The organism is Mycobacterium sp. E3247 (assembly GCF_001667785.1).
Lineage (GTDB): Bacteria > Actinomycetota > Actinomycetes > Mycobacteriales > Mycobacteriaceae > Mycobacterium.
On record NZ_LZJG01000265.1, the window covers coordinates 1 to 20,197 of the forward strand.

The 20,197-nt window shown below is 68.8% G+C and carries 16 protein-coding genes, 1 pseudogene and 2 riboswitches; of the genes and pseudogenes, 11 read left to right on the top strand and 6 right to left on the bottom strand.

Going from position 1 to position 20,197, the window contains the following annotated elements; genetic code table 11:
* From secA2 to gcvP, 11 genes and pseudogenes are all read left to right on the top strand, one after another.
* Positions 1 to 1,053, top strand: a pseudogene (gene secA2, locus A9X04_RS14675) (accessory Sec system translocase SecA2); the annotation flags it as partial.
* 127 nt (positions 1,054 to 1,180) lie between these two features.
* Entirely contained in the window at positions 1,181 to 1,810 is a 630-nt protein-coding gene (locus A9X04_RS14680) for a CDP-alcohol phosphatidyltransferase family protein (protein ID WP_067921500.1), read from the top strand.
* The gene (locus A9X04_RS14685) at positions 1,803 to 2,729 is read left to right on the top strand and encodes a DUF881 domain-containing protein (protein WP_067921502.1); all 927 of its coding nucleotides are present in this window, start codon (positions 1,803 to 1,805) and stop codon (positions 2,727 to 2,729) included. Before A9X04_RS14680 ends, A9X04_RS14685 begins: the two co-directional genes overlap by 8 nt.
* A 55-nt stretch (positions 2,730 to 2,784) precedes the next feature.
* A complete protein-coding gene (locus tag A9X04_RS14690; protein WP_007170008.1) occupies positions 2,785 to 3,117 on the top strand; it encodes a small basic family protein in 333 nt (110 codons plus the stop codon).
* A 112-nt stretch (positions 3,118 to 3,229) separates the two neighbouring features.
* Positions 3,230 to 4,069 carry a DUF881 domain-containing protein gene (locus tag A9X04_RS14695; RefSeq protein WP_067921504.1) on the top strand — a complete coding sequence of 280 codons (840 nt, stop codon included), beginning with the start codon at positions 3,230 to 3,232 and terminating at the stop codon, positions 4,067 to 4,069.
* A 28-nt stretch (positions 4,070 to 4,097) separates the two neighbouring features.
* The gene (gene gcvH, locus A9X04_RS14700; protein WP_067921506.1) at positions 4,098 to 4,496 is read left to right on the top strand and encodes a glycine cleavage system protein GcvH; all 399 of its coding nucleotides are present in this window, start codon (positions 4,098 to 4,100) and stop codon (positions 4,494 to 4,496) included.
* 261 nt (positions 4,497 to 4,757) lie between these two features.
* A complete protein-coding gene (gene garA / locus A9X04_RS14705; protein ID WP_276038948.1) occupies positions 4,758 to 5,219 on the top strand; it encodes a glycogen accumulation regulator GarA in 462 nt (153 codons plus the stop codon).
* Entirely contained in the window at positions 5,219 to 5,980 is a 762-nt protein-coding gene (locus A9X04_RS14710; protein ID WP_067921508.1) for a MerR family transcriptional regulator, read from the top strand. The genes garA and A9X04_RS14710 overlap by 1 nt, the downstream gene beginning before the upstream one ends.
* A gap of 105 nt (positions 5,981 to 6,085) precedes the next feature.
* A complete protein-coding gene (locus A9X04_RS14715; RefSeq protein WP_046184273.1) occupies positions 6,086 to 6,580 on the top strand; it encodes a bifunctional nuclease family protein in 495 nt (164 codons plus the stop codon).
* Positions 6,581 to 6,874: 294 nt separating this feature from the next.
* Positions 6,875 to 7,480 (top strand): MerR family transcriptional regulator, encoded by a 606-nt coding sequence (locus A9X04_RS14720; RefSeq protein ID WP_067921510.1) that lies wholly within the window; start codon positions 6,875 to 6,877, stop codon positions 7,478 to 7,480.
* Positions 7,481 to 7,521: 41 nt separating this feature from the next.
* Positions 7,522 to 7,619, top strand: a riboswitch (glycine riboswitch).
* A 2-nt stretch (positions 7,620 to 7,621) separates the two neighbouring features.
* Positions 7,622 to 7,748: riboswitch (glycine riboswitch) on the top strand.
* A gap of 42 nt (positions 7,749 to 7,790) precedes the next feature.
* Entirely contained in the window at positions 7,791 to 10,625 is a 2,835-nt protein-coding gene (gene gcvP, locus A9X04_RS14725) for an aminomethyl-transferring glycine dehydrogenase (RefSeq protein ID WP_067921512.1), read from the top strand.
* A gap of 16 nt (positions 10,626 to 10,641) precedes the next feature.
* On the opposite strand, the gene A9X04_RS14730 is transcribed toward gcvP, so the two are convergent.
* From A9X04_RS14730 to A9X04_RS14755, 6 genes are all read right to left on the bottom strand, one after another.
* Entirely contained in the window at positions 10,642 to 11,502 is an 861-nt protein-coding gene (locus A9X04_RS14730; RefSeq protein WP_067921518.1) for a haloalkane dehalogenase, read from the bottom strand.
* A 65-nt stretch (positions 11,503 to 11,567) separates the two neighbouring features.
* The gene (gene kasB, locus A9X04_RS14735) at positions 11,568 to 12,821 is read right to left on the bottom strand and encodes a 3-oxoacyl-ACP synthase KasB (RefSeq protein WP_067921519.1); all 1,254 of its coding nucleotides are present in this window, start codon (positions 12,819 to 12,821) and stop codon (positions 11,568 to 11,570) included.
* A 238-nt stretch (positions 12,822 to 13,059) separates the two neighbouring features.
* On the bottom strand, positions 13,060 to 15,096 hold the full coding sequence (locus A9X04_RS14740; protein ID WP_067921520.1) for a substrate-binding domain-containing protein: 2,037 nt from the start codon (positions 15,094 to 15,096) through the stop codon (positions 13,060 to 13,062).
* A 108-nt stretch (positions 15,097 to 15,204) separates the two neighbouring features.
* Positions 15,205 to 17,400 carry a malate synthase G gene (locus A9X04_RS14745; protein ID WP_067921522.1) on the bottom strand — a complete coding sequence of 732 codons (2,196 nt, stop codon included), beginning with the start codon at positions 17,398 to 17,400 and terminating at the stop codon, positions 15,205 to 15,207.
* Positions 17,401 to 17,692: 292 nt separating this feature from the next.
* Positions 17,693 to 18,733: a hemolysin family protein gene (locus A9X04_RS14750; RefSeq protein WP_067921545.1), complete on the bottom strand. Its 1,041-nt coding sequence runs from the start codon at positions 18,731 to 18,733 to the stop codon at positions 17,693 to 17,695.
* Positions 18,730 to 20,097, bottom strand: a complete 1,368-nt coding sequence (locus A9X04_RS14755) for a hemolysin family protein (protein ID WP_067921547.1) — start codon at positions 20,095 to 20,097, stop codon at positions 18,730 to 18,732. The genes A9X04_RS14750 and A9X04_RS14755 overlap by 4 nt, the downstream gene beginning before the upstream one ends.
* Positions 20,098 to 20,197 lie beyond the last annotated feature (100 nt).

A 20,197-nucleotide genomic window follows, 5' to 3' on the forward strand; every position in this document is an offset into this window, starting at 1 on the left:
GACGCGATCGTCGCGCACATCGCCGAGGTGCACGAGACCGGGCAGCCGGTGCTGGTCGGCACCCGCGACGTGGCCGAATCGGAGGAACTGCACGAGCGGCTGCTGCGCCGCGGCGTGCCCGCGGTGGTGCTCAACGCGAAGAACGACGCCGAGGAGGCCGAGGTCATCGCCGAGGCCGGCAAGTTCGGTGTGGTCACCGTGTCGACGCAGATGGCGGGGCGGGGCACCGACATCCGGCTCGGGGGCTCCGACGAGGCCGACCACGACAGGGTCGCCGAGCTCGGCGGGCTGCACGTGGTGGGTACCGGCCGGCACCACACCGAGCGACTGGACAACCAGTTGCGCGGGCGCGCCGGTCGCCAGGGCGACCCGGGGTCGTCGGTGTTCTTCTCGAGTTGGGAAGACGACGTCGTGGCGGCCAACCTCGACCACAACAAGCTGCCCATGGAGACCGACGAGGATGGCCGGATCGTCAGCCCCAAGGCGGCCGGGCTGCTCGACCACGCCCAGCGCGTCGCCGAGGGCCGGATGCTGGACGTGCACGCCAACACCTGGCGCTACAACCAGCTCATCGCCCAACAGCGCGCCATCATCGTCGATCGGCGAAACACGTTGCTGCGCACCTCAACCGCGCGCGAGGAGCTCGCCGAACTGGCGCCCAAGCGGTACAAGGAGCTGGCTGGGGACATCCCCGAAGATCGGCTCGAGACCATCTGCAGGCAGATCATGCTGTATCACCTCGACCGCGGCTGGGCCGACCACCTGGCGTACCTGGCCGACATCCGGGAGAGCATCCACCTGCGGGCACTGGGGCGGCAGAACCCGCTGGACGAGTTCCACCGGTTGGCGGTCGACGCGTTCGCGTCGCTGGCCGCGGACGCGATCGAGGCCGCGCAGCAGACATTCGAGACCGCCAACGTCCTGGAAGAGGAACAGGGGCTGGATCTTTCCAAGCTGGCCCGGCCGACGTCGACGTGGACCTACATGGTCAACGACAACCCGCTGTCGGATGACACGCTGTCGACGCTGAGCCTGCCCGGCGTCTTCCGCTAGTCCGGAGGGTGGCTCGGGCGCCGAGTGTGCGTCCAGCCGCCCAGTCGGCATTCGACTAAGCCAATTGCCCGACTCCACCGCGGTCCGCGCTGCGGACCGCATCGTCGTCGGGCTAAGGTCACGGCTTATGGAGCCGGCGCTTCCGCCCAACCGGGTGCTGACGGTGCCCAACGCGCTGAGCGCCATTCGCCTGGTGCTCATCGGTGTCTTCGCCTACGCCCTGCTGGTCGCGCACGCCAACGGCTGGGCGGTCGGGATCCTGATGTTCAGCGGCGCGTCCGACTGGGCCGACGGCAAGATCGCCCGGCTGCTCGACCAGTCATCGCGGCTGGGTGTCCTGCTCGACCCGGCGGTCGACCGCCTGTACATGGTCGGCGTTCCCGTCGTGATGGCGTGGAGCGGGATCGTGCCGTGGTGGTTTGTCGCCATCCTGCTGGCGCGCGATGGGCTGCTGGCCGCGACGCTGCCGCTGCTGTGGAGCCGCGGCCTGTCCGCGCTGCCGGTGACCTACATCGGGAAGGCCGCCACGTTCGCGTTGATGTCCGGTTTTCCGCTGGTGCTGCTCGGGACGTGGGACGCGCTGTGGAGCCGGGTCGTCGGGGCCTGCGGCTGGGCGTTCCTGATCTGGGGCATGTACGCCTACCTCTGGTCGTTCGCGCTGTACGTGGTGCAGATGACGTTGGTGGTGCGCCGGATGCCCCGGCTCAGATACGGCCCCCGCCGGCCCGCCGCGCCCAGGGCGGTCGAAAGTGGCTGACGGTGACCGCCTGCTCGGCGGCTACGACCCGAACGCCGGCCGCAGCGCGCATGTGGCCTCGCGGCCGCAGCTGATCCCGGTGCCCTCCCTGTTGCGCGCCCTGCTGTCCGAACACCTGGATCCCGGTTACGCCGCGGCCGCCGCCAAGCGCAGCGCCGCCGACCACCATGGCGGGGCGCGTCAGCGCGCCGCGAGCTGGCTGTGGCAGGCATTGGCGGCGCTGTTGATCGCCACCGTCTTCGCCGCGGCGGTCGTGCAGGCCCGCTCGGTCGCCCCCGGCGTGCGCTCCGCGCAACAGCTGCTGCTGGGCAATGTGCGTTCGGCGGAGAATTCGGCGGCAAAACTGGCCCAGCGGCGCAGCGAGCTGTCGTCGCGAGTGGACAACGTGCAGCGCCGCGCGCTGGCCGACGACGCCGAAGGGCAGCGGCTGCTGGCCCGCCTCGATGCGCTGGGGCTGGCGGCGGCCAGCACGGCGGTGATCGGCCCGGGCCTCAAGGTGACCGTGACCGATCCGGGCGCCGGCCCGAACCTTTCCGACGTGTCCAAGCAGCGAATCAGCGGCAGCAGGCAGATCATCCTGGATCGGGATCTGCAGCTGGTGGTCAACTCGTTGTGGACCAGCGGCGCCGAGGCGATTTCGGTCGGGGGCGTGCGCATCGGGCCCGACGCGACCATCCGGCAGGCCGGCGGGGCAATCCTGGTCGACAACAACCCCACCAGCAGCCCATACACGATCCTGGCGGTGGGACCGCCACGGGCGATGCGGGACGTCTTCGACCAAAGCTCCGGCAGGCAGCGCCTGAAGCTGCTCGAGGCCTCCTACAGTGTCGTCGTCACGGTCGACACCGCCGACGGGATGACGCTTCCCGCCGGATCGATCCGGGATGTCAAGTTCGCCAAACAGATTGGGCCACAGTGAGAATAGTCCTCGGCAGCCAGCACCCCCTGTGCGAGTCGCGGATGGGACATCGAGCATGATCGGTATCGCGGCGCTGGCGATCGGCATCGTGCTCGGCCTGGTTTTCCACCCCGCCGTGCCCGAGGTCGTCCAGCCGTACCTGCCCATCGCGGTGGTCGCGGCGCTCGACGCGGTGTTCGGCGGGTTGCGCGCCTATCTGGAGCGGATCTTCGATCCCAAAGTCTTCGTGATCTCGTTCGTTTTCAACGTTTTCGTGGCAGCCCTGATCGTGTACGTCGGCGACCAACTCGGAGTCGGCACGCAGTTGTCCACGGCCATCATCGTGGTGTTGGGAATCCGCATCTTCGGCAACGCCGCGGCGCTGCGGCGCCGGCTGTTCGGGGCGTGACCGAGCCGACGACGATGCAGAGAGAAGCGACGTGGGGGTACGCCCCCAGAAGGAGGGACCCCCACCCGATCGCGGGGGAGAGGAGTGCCGCCATGACGGGGATGAGGCCGGCGTGAGCCAGGACCCGGCAGACGACGCCGCCGAAACACCTGAAGCAGCGGGCCGCACCCAGCACGGACGTCACGAACTGCCGACGAAGAGCCCCCGCCCGGAGATCGGGCCGGTGCGCCGCACCGGATTTTCAGGGCTTTTCCGCGGCGGCCGCTCGCGGATGGCGTTCGGAACGTTGGCGGTCATGTTGTGCCTGCTGTTGGGCATCGCCATCGTCACGCAGGTCCGCCAGAACGAGTCGGGCGATTCGCTGGACACGGCGCGCCCGGCGGACTTGCTGGTGTTGCTGGATTCGTTGCGGCAGCGGGAGGCCACCCTCAACGCCGAAGTCAGCGAATTGCAGAACACGCTGAATTCCCTGCAGGCGTCCGGCAACAACGACCAGGCCGCCATTGCGGCCGCGCAGGCCAGGCTGGCGGCGCTGTCCATCTTGGCCGGTGCCGTGGGGGCCACCGGGCCGGGCGTCACCATCACGATCGACGATCCCGGGCCCGGCGTCGCCCCGGAGGTCATGCTCGACGTCATCAACGAACTGCGTGCCGCCGGCGCGGAGGCCATCGAGGTCAACGACGCGCATCAGTCGGTGCGGGTAGGTGTCGATACCTGGGTAGTGGGTATGCCTGGCTCGCTGACCGTCGACAACAAGACGCTGTCGCCGCCGTATTCAATTCTGGCGATTGGGGATCCACCCACCCTGGCCGCGGCGATGAACATACCGGGCGGCGCCGAGGACAGCATCAAGCGTGTCGGCGCGCGGATGTCGGTCCGGCAGGCCGACCGGGTGGACGTGACCACCTTGCGACAACCAAAACCGCACCAATACGCTCAGCCCGTCAAGTGAGCAATTCGCCAACAGAACAGGACTACTCGTGAGCGACATCCCACCCGACCTGCACTACACCGCCGAACACGAGTGGGTTCGCCGAAGCGGTCAGGACACGGCGCGGGTCGGGATCACCGACTTCGCCCAGTCGGCGCTGGGCGACGTGGTCTTCGTTCAGCTGCCCGAGGTCGGCACCGAACTGACCGCGGGTGAGTCGTTCGGTGAGGTCGAGTCGACGAAATCGGTGTCGGATCTGTACGCCCCGGTATCGGGCACGGTGTCCGCGGTGAACGCCGACCTGGAGGGCAGTCCGCAGCTGGTCAACTCCGACCCGTACGGGGCCGGGTGGCTGGTGGACGTCCAGGTGGCCGACACCGCCGCATTGGAGTCGGCCATTTCGTCGCTGCTGGACGCCGAGGCCTACCGCGGAACGTTGACCGAATGACGGTTGCTAAGGTGCCTGCCAGCCCCGCGCGGCGACGCGAGCGGCGCGGCAGGCCGGCGGGGGAAAGGCGGGAAATCGGTCTTCCGATCGTCGGGTGGGGGCACATTGCAGACCTATGCGCGGTACCGTCGACACATCGACACTTGAAGGCCCCGGTCTCGGTAATCGGCAGTACCGGGCGAACAAACCTAGTGAGCAGCCGGCCGAGCGGCCCGGTCAGACAACGCCACAGCGGCCAGTGAGGAGCAGCGCGTGACGGACATGGACAACGACCAGACCTCTGACGAAGTCACGGTGGAAACGACCTCGGTCTTCCGCGCCGACTTCCTCAACGAACTGGACGCCCCCGCGCAGGCGGGCACCGAGAGTGCGGTATCCGGGGTGGAAGGCCTCCCGGCGGGCTCGGCACTGCTGGTCGTCAAGCGGGGACCGAACGCCGGGTCGCGCTTCTTGCTCGACCAGCCCATCACGTCGGCCGGTCGGCACCCCGACAGCGACATCTTCCTCGACGACGTCACCGTCAGCCGACGCCACGCCGAATTCAGGTTGGAAAACAACGAATTCAACGTGGTCGATGTCGGTAGCCTTAACGGCACGTACGTCAACCGGGAGCCCGTGGACTCGGCGGTGCTCGCCAACGGCGACGAGGTGCAGATCGGCAAGTTCCGCTTGGTGTTTTTGACCGGGCCCAAGCAGGGTGAGGACGGAGGATCCGGAGGCTAGTGAGCGCGCCCGATAGCCCGGCGCTGGCCGGGATGTCGATCGGGACGGTCCTGGAATTGTTGAGACCGGACTTTCCCGATGTCACGATCTCCAAGATTCGGTTCTTGGAGGCCGAGGGACTGGTGACGCCGCAGCGCGCCGCGTCCGGCTATCGGAGATTCACCGCATACGACTGCGCCCGGTTGCGTTTCATCCTGACCGCGCAGCGCGATCACTACCTACCGCTCAAGGTCATCCGGGCGCAATTGGACGCCCAGCCCGACGGCGAGCTGCCGCCCTTCGGATCCCCGTACGCCGCGCCGCGCCTGGTGTCTGTGGCGGGAGTCGGGGAGGCCGATGCCGAGGCGGGCGACCAGCCCGGGTCCGACACGGCCGCGGTGGCGCCTTCGAGCATTCGGCTGAGCCGTGAAGACCTGCTCGAGCGCTCCGGGGTGGGCGACGACCTGTTGACGGCGCTGCTGAAGGCGGGGGTGATCACCACCGGCCCGGGCGGCTTCTTCGACGAACACGCCGTCGTCATCCTGCAATGCGCGCGGGCGCTGTCCGAGTACGGCGTGGAGCCGCGGCATCTGCGCGCTTTCCGCTCGGCAGCCGACCGGCAATCGGACCTGATCGCCCAAATCGCCGGGCCGGTAGTCAAAGCCGACAAGGCCGGCGCCCGAGACCGCGCCGACGATCTGGCTCGGGAGGTCGCGGCGTTGGCCATCACCTTGCACACGTCGCTGATCAAATCCGCCGTTCGCGACGTTCTTCATCGCTGAGGACTAGACTTCGTCGATAGCTTGGTTTTCGGCGGCATAGCGAGAATTCGGCGTCGTCGTTGCGCCAAGAACCGACACGGCAGCATATGCGGAGGGCAGACACAAATGGGCGAAGTTCGTGTTGTCGGCATTCGCGTGGAGCAGCCGCAGAACCAGCCGGTCCTGTTACTGCGCGAGACCGACGGCGACCGTTACCTGCCGATCTGGATCGGCCAATCGGAGGCTGCCGCGATCGCGCTCGAACAGCAGGGGGTCGAGCCGCCCCGCCCGCTGACACACGATCTGATCAGGGATGTTATTGCGGCGCTTGGCCATTCGCTGAAAGAGGTGCGGATCGTCGACCTCCAAGAGGGCACGTTCTACGCCGACCTGGTCTTCGATCGCAACATCACCGTGTCGGCGCGACCCTCGGATTCGGTGGCGATCGCGTTGCGTGTCGGCGTTCCGATCTACGTCGAGGAGGCCGTGCTGGCCCAGGCTGGCCTGCTCATCCCCGACGAGACCGACGAAGAGGGCGGCACCGCCGTCCGCGAGGACGAGGTGGAGAAGTTCAAGGAGTTTCTCGACAGCGTGTCTCCCGACGATTTCAAGGCCACGTAGGCGATTCGGGGCGATTCGCGGCCGATTTGCGCGCGGTTTGGGTGGCCGCGGTGCGCGTACTACCCTGGACATCGACATCACGGATCTGTCTCAACTAGCGCCGGGATGTCGACACGCCTGGCGGATAGCGCCCTCACTTGGCCCGGCGGCGGCCATACTTTGATCACGACTTAAACGGGCGCGGTAGCTATCGAAGCGCGTAAGCTCTCTAGCACTCGGGCCTGAGCAAACGTGGCTGCGACGCAGCCAGTGACGCAGCTGGAAACGAAAGCGCGATCGGCGAGAGGAAGCACCGTGAGCGAGCAGCCACGCCAAGAACAGCTGGACCTAGCTGACCACCCGACCGCCGTGCCGGAAGCGCCCGTTCAGCCCGGGCTGTTTCCCGACGACTCGGTGCCCGACGAGCTGGTCGGATACCGCGGGCCCAGCGCCTGCCAGATCGCCGGAATCACCTACCGCCAGCTGGACTATTGGGCGCGCACCTCGCTGGTGGTGCCGTCCATCCGCAGCGCGGCGGGCTCGGGCAGCCAGCGGCTGTACTCGTTCAAGGACATCCTGGTCCTCAAGATCGTCAAGCGGCTGCTCGACACCGGGATCTCGCTGCACAACATCAGGGTTGCGGTCGATCATCTGCGCCAGCGCGGGGTGCAGGACCTGGCCAACATCACGTTGTTCTCCGACGGCACCACGGTTTACGAATGCACGTCGGCCGAAGAGGTCGTCGACCTGCTGCAGGGCGGGCAGGGCGTGTTCGGCATCGCCGTATCCGGCGCCATGCGCGAGCTGACCGGCGTGATCGCCGACTTCCCCGGGGAGCGGGCCGATGGCGGCGAGTCGATCGCCGCGCCCGAGGACGAGCTGGCCTCCCGGCGCAAGCACCGCGACCGCAAGATCGGCTAAACGCGTCCGCGTGACCCGGACAGGTAAACTGGGTCCCGCATCGCACTCGTGCGGGAGAGTTCCGTGGCGGCCAGTCACGGACGCCGAAGGAGCAACACCTCTCCGCTAACCTCTCAGGCACCCGGACCGCGCGCGTAAACGATGCCTCTGGAAAGCGGTGCCGACCCCCCGGGGGTCCGGCACCCGCCGATGGGGAAAGGCGCTCAGACACCAACGGGCGCCGAATCTCTCAGGCGCCCGGCGAACGGGTGAAGACAGAGGGAGAGGGCCGCTAGTCCTCTGCCTCTGCCGCCACTTCAGGAGATCGCCCGTGCCGGACCACACCACCTTCGCAGCCCGCCACATAGGCCCGGACGCCCAGGCCGTCGCGGCCATGCTGCGCGTCATCGGAGTCGATTCGCTCGACCAACTTGCCGCCAAGGCCGTCCCCGCGGGCATCCTCGACAGGCTGACCGACAGCGGCGTGGCGCCGGGCCTGGACGAGTTGCCGCCGGCCGTCACCGAAACGGAGGCCCTGGCAGAGCTCCGGGCGCTGGCCGAGGCCAACACGGTGGCCGTGTCGATGATCGGGCAGGGCTACTACGACACGCTCACCCCGCCGGTGCTGGTGCGCAACATCCTGGAGAACCCGGCGTGGTACACCGCCTACACGCCGTATCAGCCCGAGATCAGCCAGGGCCGGCTGGAGGCGCTGCTGAATTTCCAGACCATGGTGGCCGACCTGACCGGGCTGGAGGTCGCCAACGCGTCGATGCTCGATGAGGGCACCGCGGCCGCCGAGGCCATGACGCTGATGCACCGCGCGACCCGTGGCACCTCGAACCGGCTCGCCGTCGACGCCGACCTGTTCGCCCAGACGGCTGCCGTGCTGGCCACGCGGGCCCGGCCGCTGGGCATCGAGATCGTCACCGCCGACCTGCGGGACGGCCTGCCCGACGGCGAATTCTTCGGCGTCATCACCCAGCTGCCCGGCGCCAGCGGCCGGATCACCGACTGGTCGGCGTTGGTTGCGGCGGCGCACGAGCGGGGCGCGCTGATCGCCATCGGCGCCGATCTGCTGGCGCTGACACTGATCACACCGCCGGGGGAGATCGGCGCCGACGTCGCGTTCGGAACCACCCAACGGTTCGGTGTGCCAATGGGATTCGGCGGCCCGCACGCCGGATACCTGTCGGTGCACTCCAAGCACGCCCGCCAGCTGCCGGGCCGGCTGGTCGGCGTGTCCGTAGATAGTGACGGCATGCCGGCCTACCGATTGGCGCTGCAGACCCGCGAGCAGCACATCCGCCGGGACAAGGCGACCAGCAACATCTGCACCGCGCAGGTGCTGCTGGCGGTGATGGCCGCCATGTACGCCAGCTACCACGGCGCCGACGGACTGACCGGGATCGCCCGCCGGATGCACGGCCACGCCGAGACCATCGCGGCGGCGCTGGGCGACTCGATGGTGCACGAGGAGTTCTTCGACACCGTGCTGGCGCGGGTGCCGGGGCGCGCCGACGAGGTGGTGGCCGCCGCCAAGGCGCGCGGCATCAACCTGTGGCGCGTCGACGCCGACCACGTCTCGGTGGCGTGCGACGAGGCCACCACCGACGCCCACGTGGCAGCGGTGCTGGAGGCCTTCGGCGTCAGTGCCGGTGAGCCGGCCGGTGTGGACATCGCCACCCGCACCTCGGATTTCTTGACCCATCCCGCGTTCACGCAATACCGCACCGAGACGGCGATGATGCGCTACCTGCGCACCCTGGCGGACAAAGACATCGCCTTGGACCGCAGCATGATTCCGCTCGGCTCGTGCACGATGAAGCTCAACGCCGCCGCCGAGATGGAACCCATCACCTGGCCGGAGTTCGCCCGCCAGCATCCGTTCGCCCCGGCGTCGGACACCCCGGGGCTGCGCCGGCTCATCAGCGACCTGGAGACCTGGCTGGTGCAGATCACCGGCTACGACGCCGTCTCGCTGCAGCCCAACGCCGGCTCGCAGGGCGAATACGCCGGCCTGCTGGCCATTCACGACTATCATGCCAGCCGGGGTGAGCCGCACCGCAACATCTGCCTGATCCCGTCCAGCGCGCACGGCACCAACGCGGCGTCGGCGGCGCTGGCCGGCATGCGGGTGGTGGTGGTCGCCTGCCACGACAACGGCGATGTCGACCTGGATGATTTGCGCGCCAAGGTCACCCAGCACGGGGACGAGTTGTCGACGCTGATGATCACCTATCCGTCCACCCACGGCGTCTACGAGCACGACATCACCGAGATCTGCGCGGCCGTCCACGACGCCGGGGGCCAGGTCTATGTCGACGGCGCCAACCTCAACGCGCTTGTCGGGCTGGCCCGGCCGGGCAAGTTCGGCGGCGACGTCAGCCACCTGAACCTGCACAAGACGTTCTGCATCCCGCACGGCGGCGGCGGGCCGGGGGTGGGTCCCGTGGCGGTGCGTGCGCACCTGGCGCCTTTCCTGCCCGGCCACCCGCACGCCCCCGAGTTGCCGCAGGGGCATCCGGTGTCCTCGGCGCCCTACGGGTCCGCCTCGATCCTGCCGATCAGCTGGGCCTACATCAGGATGATGGGCGGCGGAGCTGCTAGCGGCCTGCGCGCCGCATCGCTGACCGCGATCGCGTCGGCCAACTACATCGCCCGCCGGCTCGACGAGTACTTCCCGGTGCTCTACACCGGGGAGAACGGCATGGTCGCCCACGAATGCATCCTGGATCTGCGGCCGATCACCAAGTCCACCGGAGTGACCGTCGACGATGTCGCAAAGCGCTTGGCGGACTATGGTTTTCACGCCCCCACGATGAGTTTCCCGGTGGCCGGCACGCTGATGGTGGAGCCCACCGAGAGCGAGACCCTGACCGAGGTCGACGCCTTCTGCGCGGCCATGATCGCCATCCGCGGCGAGATCGACCGGGTCGGCGCGGGGGAGTGGCCCGTGGAGGACAATCCGTTGCGGGGAGCGCCGCACACCGCCGAGTGCCTGCTGGTCGGCGACTGGCAGCACGCGTACACGCGCGAAGAGGCCGCCTACCCGCTCGGCAAGAACTTCCGGCCCAAGGTGTGGCCGCCGGTGCGACGCATCGACGGCGCCTACGGCGACCGCAATCTGGTCTGCTCGTGCCCGCCGGTGGAGGCCTTCGCCTGAATCCCGCGCGGGCGGGTCAGCCGAAGCGGTCGATGATCGCCGCGGCGATCTGCTCCGGCGCATCCTCCTGGATGAAGTGCTTGGCGTTGGGCAGCTCGACCAGTACATGGTCCGGGAAGGTCGCCCGCATGCGCGGCAGGGTGGGGCCGGGACGGAACGCGAAGTCCTTCATCCCCCAGACGAACAAGGCGGGCTTGGCGCCGAGCCTGGCTGGCACTTCCCGGGCGAGCCGCGCCAGCAGGGGACCGGCGGCCAGGATCTGCTTGGGCATCTCCGCGACCCCCCGGCGGGCGTCGGGGCCGGGCTGCACCGCCCGGTAATGCTGCATCACCGCATCGCTGGGGCGGTGTTGGGTGCCGGCCGGGATCAGGCGCTCGACGAAGAAGTTGTGCCGCAGGATCGCGTATTGCATTGGGGGACTGGACATTACCCGGCTGAACAGCTTGGTCGTGAATTCGTCCGTGGGCCAGAACCAGGTGTTGCCCAGGACGACGCCGCGGACGCGGTCGGCGCGCTCCACCGCGACCGCCATGCTGATGGGACCGCCCCAGTCCTGGCCCATGGTCACGAAGTCGTTCAGGCTTAGCTGATCGACGAACTCGCCCACCACCCGGGCGTGCTCGTCGATCTTGTAGCCGAACCCCGAGGGCCGATCGGAGAGCCCGAAGCCGAGGTAATCCGGTGCGATGCAACGGAAGCGGTCGCGCAGCGCGATGACGATGTTGCGATACAGGAAGCTCCACGTCGGGTTGCCGTGGCACAGCAGGATGGGCGGGCCGTCACCTTCGTCGATGTAGTGCATGCGTCCCCGCGAGCTGTCGAACCAGCGCGACCGGAACGGATAGAGCTTGGGATCGGGGGTGAAATCGATGCTCATGGCGCTCCTTCGGTAGCGCTCATGATGCTAGGCCCGACGGGTGACAACACCGAGCCGGTGACGTTTCAGTACCTGCCGAAGGCCAGGGCGACGTTGTGCCCGCCGAACCCGAACGAATTGTTGATAGCGTACTGATAGCTGCCCCGCCGCGGATTACCCGACACCACGTCCAGATCGATCTCCGGGTCCAGGTTTTCCAGGTTCAGCGTCGGCGGGACGATCTGGTCGCGCAGCGCCAGCACGGTCAGTATCGACTCCACCGCGCCGACAGCGCCGACGGAGTGCCCGAGGGCGGATTTGGGGGCGTACACCGCCGGCTTGTTGCTGCCCAGCGCGTTGTTGATCGCCTTGCCCTCGGCGAGGTCGCCGATCTGCGTACCGGTGGCGTGCGCGTTGACGTGGTCGATGTCGCCGGGTGTGAGACCGGCGAGCTGGATGGCGCGGGTCATCGCCTGTCCGGCGCGGTTCCCGCTCGGGTCCGGCGCGACCATGTGGTAACCGTCGGACGTCACGCCGGCGCCCATCAACCGGGCCAGGATGCGCGCCCCGCGGGCCTTGGCGTGCTCCTCGGTCTCGAGCACCATCAGAGCGCCGGCCTCGCCGAAGACGAAACCGTCGCGGTCTTTGTCGAAGGGGCGGCATGCGCCGGCCGGATTCGCATTGTTCGTCGACATCACGATCCGCATGTTGGCGAAGGCGGCGATGGGCACCGCCTCGATCCGGGTCTCGACGCCACCGCAGATTGCGACGTCGGCCTCGCCGAACACCATCGCCTGCCAGGCCCGCGCGATCGCCTCCGAACCGGACGCGCACGCCGACACCGGTGTCATCACGCCGGCCCTGGCGTGCCGCTCCAGCCCCACCGCCTGGGCGGCGGCGTCGGGCATGTACTTACTGACGGCCAGCGGCGACACCGCTTTGACGCCCCGGGCGCGCAGGGTGTCGCGGGTGAACACCAGCTCCTCGCCGGAACCGAATCCGGTGCCTACCGACACCAGCAGGCGGTTGGGGTCGACCTCCGGGGAGCCGGCGCTGTCCCACGCCCGCCGGTTGACGACGGCAGACATTCTGGACAGGTATCCCGTGCGGCGCAGCTCGGCCGGGTTGAGCTCGCTATCGAACTCCTCCAGCAGGTGCCCGCCGATGCGAACCGGCAGATCGAACTCCTCCACGAACGGGTCATCGAGCTCGCGGATCCCGCTTTGGCAGTCGAGCAGCAACTTCCAGGTGGTCTCGGCGTCGGTGGCGAGTGCGGTGGTCATGGCGATCCCGGTGACGACCACGTCCGGAAGCCCCTGGCCAGTAGTCAGATTCGTCATTGCGGTCGTGGATCATCCTTTCGCAGCGCCACCCCTGCAGTCTTCACGGATCTGCGCGTCATCAGGGCGCCCCCAGGATGGACCGGAGGGCGCTCAGCTCCGGAACCTTCGCACTGCTCCCCATCGCGTCGGCCGTGGAATCAACCTCGATCGAGCCTAGCGCCAAGTTGCCGTCGCGCCCGTGAAGACCCCGCCGCGAAGTTCGCCTACGGTCCCTCCCGCGCGGGTAACCCGCGCCTCAGCTCAGGAACGCGTTGAGCGCCGCGGCGAGGTCGGGGGACGCGGACGTGGCGAGGTTCTGGTAGCCGCCACCGCTGAGCTGAGCGACGGCCTCCCAGGTGGCGCGGTCCGGATCGCCGCCGAAGTCGATGACGTTCACCGCGATGGGTTTCGCCGGGTCCGCGCTCTTGCGGATGAAGTCCTGCAACCCGGGGCCGTCCAAAGTCTGGTCGGTGTGTGGGCCCGCCGTGATGACCAGGATCGAGTTGGTCTGGCCGGCGCGGTAATTGGCCTGCAGATCCTGGTAGATCATTCGCAGCGTGGTAAACGACACCGCCCCGCCGGGCGACGAGTACTGCTTGTCCAACGCAGCCACCAGCGCCGCCGAGCGCGGCTGGCCATTGACGGGGTCGCCGAGCGGCCCGCCGGGCACCTCGGACCGCCCCTCGTGGCCATCGAACGTCCACAACCCCACCATGGCGGTGGGCGGCAGCGCCTTGATCTTGTCCTGAAGCGCCGCAATCACGTTGGCCAGCCGGGTCTTCCCGCCCTCCTGGCCGGGCATCGACTGGTCGAGCATGATGGTCGCGGCGAGCCCGCTCGACGGGGCGGCCATCGCCTCGGCCAGCGTCGCGCGCATCGCGTCGTCGCCCACCGACAGCGTCCCCGGCAGTGCGGGGAACGTGGTGACCGGGCTGCTCGGCGGTGTGACGCCGTTGACCCGGAACCCGGCCTTGGCCAGCTTGGCGAGCTGGTCGGGCTTGCGCATGAAGCGGTCGAACTCGCTGGCCGCCGACGTCTGCTCGTGGGTGAGCCAGGAGCCGCTGAGCAGCACGCTGGGGTAGTCGGCGACCGGCGCCGGCCCGGGCGGTAGCCAGGAAGCCAACGCGCCCTTGGCGTCGGGCAGCGACTGGCCGCGCTGGAACAGCTGCTGCTCGGTGGTGATCACCGCGTGTACCGGCGCGGTCGCCGCGTCAGGGGGTCCGAGCAGCGCATCCATCGCCTCGGTCAGCGAGTTGTTTGCCAGCTTCGGTTGCGCGCTCAGCAGGGCGCGCACCGCGCCGGTGCCCTGGGTCGCCGGGGCGCCGGGTGGGGCCGCCGCGGCAGCCACCGCCTCGCCGGCCAAGAACGCCGCGTCGCCGTTGCCGTTCATCGGCACGGCCAGCCGCAGCGACCCCCAGGCCGGCAGGTTCACGCCGGCCAACCCGGCCGGATTGGTCTGCAGGCCGGGCAGCGCCGCCCACGTCTGGCTGCCGAGCGCCCGCTGGAGCTCCGGCCGGACGGCCAGCACCACCGGCGACGTGACCAGCGAGCGGCTGTCGGTGATGGTTTTCTGCGCCGTTGCCCCGGCGAGCCGCGCCGCCGACACCGAGCTGCCGGGAATCCACAACGCCGGCTGCCCACCCAGCTCGGCGGGCCACTTGCCAATGAACCCGTTGAGCACCGCGTCGGACCCCGCCGGTTTGACGCTGACCTCCATGCAGTGGTCCCCGACGGGCCCGGCCGACGAGTTGTAGCTGTCCGCGAACTGCCGCACGGAATCGGCGATGGACGGGTCGGCGATGACGGCGACGGTCTCCTTGCCGCCCACGCAGCGTCCGGCCGCTTTGTGCGAGCGGTTGGACAGGGCATCACCGATGAAGGTCCACAGGATCACGGCGCCCACCACCACGACCACGGCGACGAGGGCCACGATCACGCCGATGCTCACCCCGCGGCGCCCGCCCTCGCTGCGATGGCCGCCGCGCCACTCGCCGAGCCCCCGGTGGCCGCGCCCGAACAGCGAGGGCGACGAGGCGGGCGGCTCAGCGGCCGCCGGGCCCGGCTGCCGTGGCGGAAACTCCGGGTAGTCGTCGGCGGTGCCCTCCTCGAACGCGTCCTCGGAGTAGGGCTCGTCGCCGGTCGGGTAGTCGTCCGCCGCGAAATCCTCGTCGCGCGGGTAATGACCCTCGTCCGAGTAGTCGTCGGTGCCGGCGTACGGGTGGTCATCCGTCTCGCCGCTGCCGTACGGCTGGTCGGCGGAGTCCCCAGGGTCGGGCAAACTGTGCCTACCCATAGTGGTGCCCGTCGCCTTTCCGTCGATCCGTCCGACTTGTTGTCAACCCGCCGCTGATCTTAGTCACCAGCTGCACCGATGCGTGGTGAGCCCGATTAAGGCACCAGCTCAATTTGATTGCGCCGCGCGGGCCTTAACTTCGCGCCGGCGGCGGTGCAGGATCGGCTCGGTGTAGCCGTTGGGCTGCTGCGTCCCGGTCAGGATCAGGTCTTGCGCGGCCAGGAACGCCAGGCTGTCGTCGAAGTTGGGCGCCATCGGCAGGTACGCCGCGTCCTTGGCGTTCTGCTCGTCCACCAGCGGCGCCATCCGCTCCAGGCTGGCCCGCACGTCCTCTTCGGTGATCACCCCGTGGCGCAGCCAGTTGGCCAGCAGCTGACTCGAGATCCGCAGCGTGGCACGGTCTTCCATGAGCGCGACGTCGTGGATGTCGGGCACCTTCGAGCAGCCGACGCCCTGGGCGACCCAGCGCACCACGTAGCCGAGGATCGACTGGCAGTTGTTGTCGACCTCTTCGCGGATCTCCTCGGGGGCCCAGGCCAGTTCCTTGGCCAGCGGAATGGTCAGCAGTTCGTCGATCGTCGTGCGCTTCTTGCCGGCCAGCTCCTCCTGCACGGCTCCGACGTCGACATAGTGGTAGTGCATGGCGTGCAGGGTGGCGGCTGTCGGCGAGGGCACCCACGCGGTGGTCGCGCCCGCCTTCGGCTGGCCGATCTTCTGCTCGACCATGTCGGCCATCAGCTCGGTCATCGCCCACATGCCCTTGCCGATCTGCGCCTTGCCCTTGAACCCTGCGGCCAGACCGATGTCGACGTTGGCGTCCTCGTAGGCCTTGATCCACGTGGTGTTCTTCATCGCACCCTTGCGGATCATCGGACCGGCCTCCATCGACGTGTGGATCTCGTCGCCGGTCCGGTCCAGGAAGCCGGTGTTGATGAACACGACGCGGTTGGCCGCGGCCTTGATGCACGCCTTGAGGTTGACGGTGGTGCGCCGCTCCTCGTCCATGATGCCGACCTTGAGGGTGGCCTGCGGCAGGCCCAGGACGTCTTCGACTCGGCTGAACAGCTCGCAGGTGTACGCGACCTCGTCGGGTCCGTGCATCTTGGGCTTGACGATGTAGATGGACCCGGTGCGGCTGTTGGTCAGCGGGCCGTTGGCGTCACCGGTCTTGAGGCCGTGGATCGCGGTCAGCCCGGTGAACAGCGCGTCCATGATGCCCTCGAACACCTCGTTACCGTCGGCATCGACGATCGCGTCGTTGGTCATCAGGTGACCGACGTTGCGGACGAATAGCAGGCTGCGGCCCGGCAGCGTCAGCTGGCCCTCGCCGTCGGGCGTGGTGTAGGTGCGGTCCTGGTTCAGCACGCGGGTGAAGGACTTGCCGTCCTTGTCGACCTCCTCGGACAGGTCACCCTTGTTCAGCCCGAGCCAGTTGCGGTAGCCCAGTACCTTGTCGTCGGCGTCGACGGCGGCCACCGAGTCCTCGAAGTCCATGATCGTCGTGATAGCCGATTCCAGGACCACGTCCTTGATTCCGGCGCGGTCGGTCTTGCCGACGGGCGATTCGGGGTCGACGAGGACCTCGATGTGCAGGCCGTGATTGACCAGCAGCACCGACCAGTCGGGTGAGCCGAGCTCGCCGGTGTAGCCGGCGAACTTCTCCGGGCTGGCCAGCCCGACGGATCCGTCGGCGGTGGCGATCTTCAGCCGGCCGTCCTCGACGGACAGTCCCGTGGCGTCGGCCCAGGATCCGGACTCCAGCGGCACGGCCTGGTCGAGGAAGTTGCGCGCATAGGCGATGACCTTGTCGCCGCGGACCTTGTTGTAGCTGGTGCCCTTCTCCGCGCCGTCCTCCTCGGGGATGACGTCGGTGCCGTACAGGGCGTCGTACAGCGAGCCCCAGCGCGCGTTGGCGGCGTTCAGCGCGAACCGGGCGTTGAGCACGGGCACAACCAGCTGCGGGCCCGCGGTCGTGGTGATCTCGTCGTCGACACCCGAGGTGGTGATCGTGAAGTCCTCGGGTTCGGGCAGCAGGTAACCGATGTCGGTGATGAACTGCCGGTACGCGTCGACATCGAAGGGCTCGATCACGCGCTGCCGGTGCCACTTGTCGATCTGGGCCTGCAGCTCGTCGCGGCGGTTCAGCAGCTCCTGGTTCTTCGGCGTGAGGTCGGTGACGACTTTGTCGACTCCGGCCCAGAAGCTGTCCGGGTCGATATCGGTGCCGGGCAGGGCCTCGTTGTTCACGAAGTCGTAGAGCACTCGGGCGACGCGCAGGTTCCCCGCCGACACGCGATCAGTCATGTTTCTCCTCCATAACGAAGCCTCTTCGAGCCGCCATCGACCCGGAGCGGCAATGCCTTCAGCGTACCGAGCAGCAGCCTGGTGAGCGTATCCGCCCAACCCACCGGACCAGGTCAGGCCGCGCTGACAGCTGGATCACATGCCGCAGCGGCGAGCCAGGGGATCGAATTCCAGCAACGCATCAACGCGCCGGGAATCCTGCGCCCTCCAGCACTTTCTTGACTGGCACTTGACTGGCAGCCTCTGAAAATCATACGGGCTGGGCATTGCCCAACCGGGAGACCGGTGACCCTTACGCGTCGCGCATCGTGCCGACGAGGTCCTCGACCAGGTCTTCCATCGCCACCATCGCGACCACGTCGCCGCCGGCGTCGGTCACCAGCGCCAGATGGCTGTTGCTGCGGCGCATCCGCGACAACGCGTCGGCCAGCGGCAGCGACTTGGGCAGCCGGGGAAGGGGGCGGACCATCGCCAGGTCGATCACCGTGAGCGGGTCGTCGCCGAGGGTCAGCATGTCCTTGATGTGCAGGTAGCCGATGAAGTCGCCGTTGACGTTCGCGACGGGGAACCGCGAGTAGCCGGTCTGGGCCAGGGCCTGCTCGACGGCGCCGACGGTCGGGCCGCTGCCCGCCCTGGCCACCGGCACCGCGTGGACGTCCTCGAGCGGGACCGCCACATCGCCGACCACCCGGGTGCGGATCTGCAGCGCCCGGGTCAGCCGGGTGTGCTCCTCGCGGTCCAGCAGGCCCTGGGACTCCGATTCGGCGATCATCTCGCTCAGCTCGACGGGGGAGACGGTGATCTCGAGCTCTTCCTTGGGTTCCACGCCCAGCGCGCGCACCACGACGCTGGCGCACTTGTTGTAGAACACGATGAACGGCCGGGCGGCCCGCACGTAGGCCAGGTAGGGCGGCACCAGCAGCATCGCCGTTCGCTCGGGACCGGCCAGCGCGATGTTCTTGGGCACCATCTCGCCGAGCAGCACGTGCAGCGTGACCACGATCGCCAACGCGATCGCGAACGACAACGTGTGCAGCAGGGCCGGCGGAATACCGGTCAGCCCCAGCGCGGAGCGCAGCAGGTTGGAGACCGCCGACTCACCGATGCGCCCGAGCAGCAGCGAGGCGGCCGTGACTCCCAGCTGGGCGCCGGCCAGCATCGCGGGCAGCTGCTCGCCGGCACGCATGACGGTGACCGCCCGCGCCTTGCCCTGCTCGGCCAGCGCCTCGAGGCGGTCGCGCCGGGCCGAGATCAACGAGAATTCCGCCCCGACGAAGAAGGCGTTGACGCCGATCAGCAGGATCGCCAGGAAGACGCCCATGGGATCGCTCATGGCGTGCCCCCTGCCGGGCCCTCGCCGTGGCCGCGCAGCTCGTTCAGCTCCAGCAGGTCGATCCGGCGACCGTCCATCCGGATCACCGTCGCTTGCCAGCGCAGCGAGGTGTCCAGCAGCCCGTCGGCGTCCAGCGCGGGCAGCTTCACCGTCTCGCCGGCCACCGGGATGTGGCCGAATTCGCGCAGTGCCAGCCCGCCGATGGTCTCGTAGGGTCCCTCCGGGGCCCGGAAGCCGGTGGCCGTGGCGACCTCGTCGATGCGCAGCAGACCGGAGACGCGCCAGCCGGTGCCGGCCGCCACCACGTCGGGGGTGGCGTCGTCGTGTTCGTCCCGGACGTCGCCGACGATCTCTTCGATCAGGTCCTCGACGGTCACCATGCCCGCGGTGCCGCCGTATTCGTCCACGACCATCGCGGTCTGCAGGCTGTTGCCGCGGATCTCGGCCATGACCGCGTCGCCGTCCAGCGTCGAGGGCACCACGGGCACGGGCTGCGCCACCGTGGTCAGCGGCGTGCGCGCCCGGTCGGCCGCCGGAATCGCGAGCACCTGCTTGACGTGCACGATGCCGACGGTTTCGTCGAGATCGCCGTCGACGATCGGGAAGCGGGAGTACCCCGAGTCCGCGGCCGCGGCCACCAGGTCGGCGACGGTGTCGTCGGTCTGCAGCGCCACGATCTTCGACCGGGGGGTCATCAGTTCCTCGGCGGTCAGGGCGCCGAACTGCAGCGAGCGCCGTACCAGCGAGGCGGTGGCCGCATCCAGGGAGCCGCTGCGCGCCGACGAGCGCACCAACGAGATCAGTTCCTGCGGCGACCGAGCCGAGCGCAGCTCCTCGGCGGGCTCGATGCCCAGCTGGCGGACGATCCAGTTCGCCACGCCGTTCGTCAGCCGGATCGCCGGGGTGAACAGCGTCGAGAACAGCAGCTGAACGCCGACCACGGCCCGCGCGGTGGACAGCGGCCGGGCGAGGGCCAGGTATTTGGGGACCAGCTCGCCGAACACCATCGACACCGAGGTGACGACGACCAGAACCAGCAACGCCATGATGGCGTCGGCCACCCGGTCGGAAATCCCGATCGCGTCGAACCACGGGTGCGGCAGGTTGGCCAGCATCGGATCGGTCAGGTAACCAGCCGCCAAAGTGGTGGCGGAGATGCCGAGTTGGGCGCCGGACAGCTGAAACGACAACTTGTGGTGCGCGCGCCGGATCGCGCGGTCACGACGGCCGCCGCCGCGGGCGTTGGCCTCGACTGCGCTGCGGTCCAGCGTCGTCAGCGAGAACTCGGCGGCGACGAAGACGGCGTTGCCGAAGATGAGCAGGGCGATGGCCACAACGCTGATCACGGTGACGGTGGCGTTCATGAATCACCGCCGCCCGCCGGCCGACGGGCCGTTCGGGAAGGCTCCGCATCGGGGGATTCGTCCGACGACCGCCGCGCCCGAAAGCCCATGGCCTGCATGG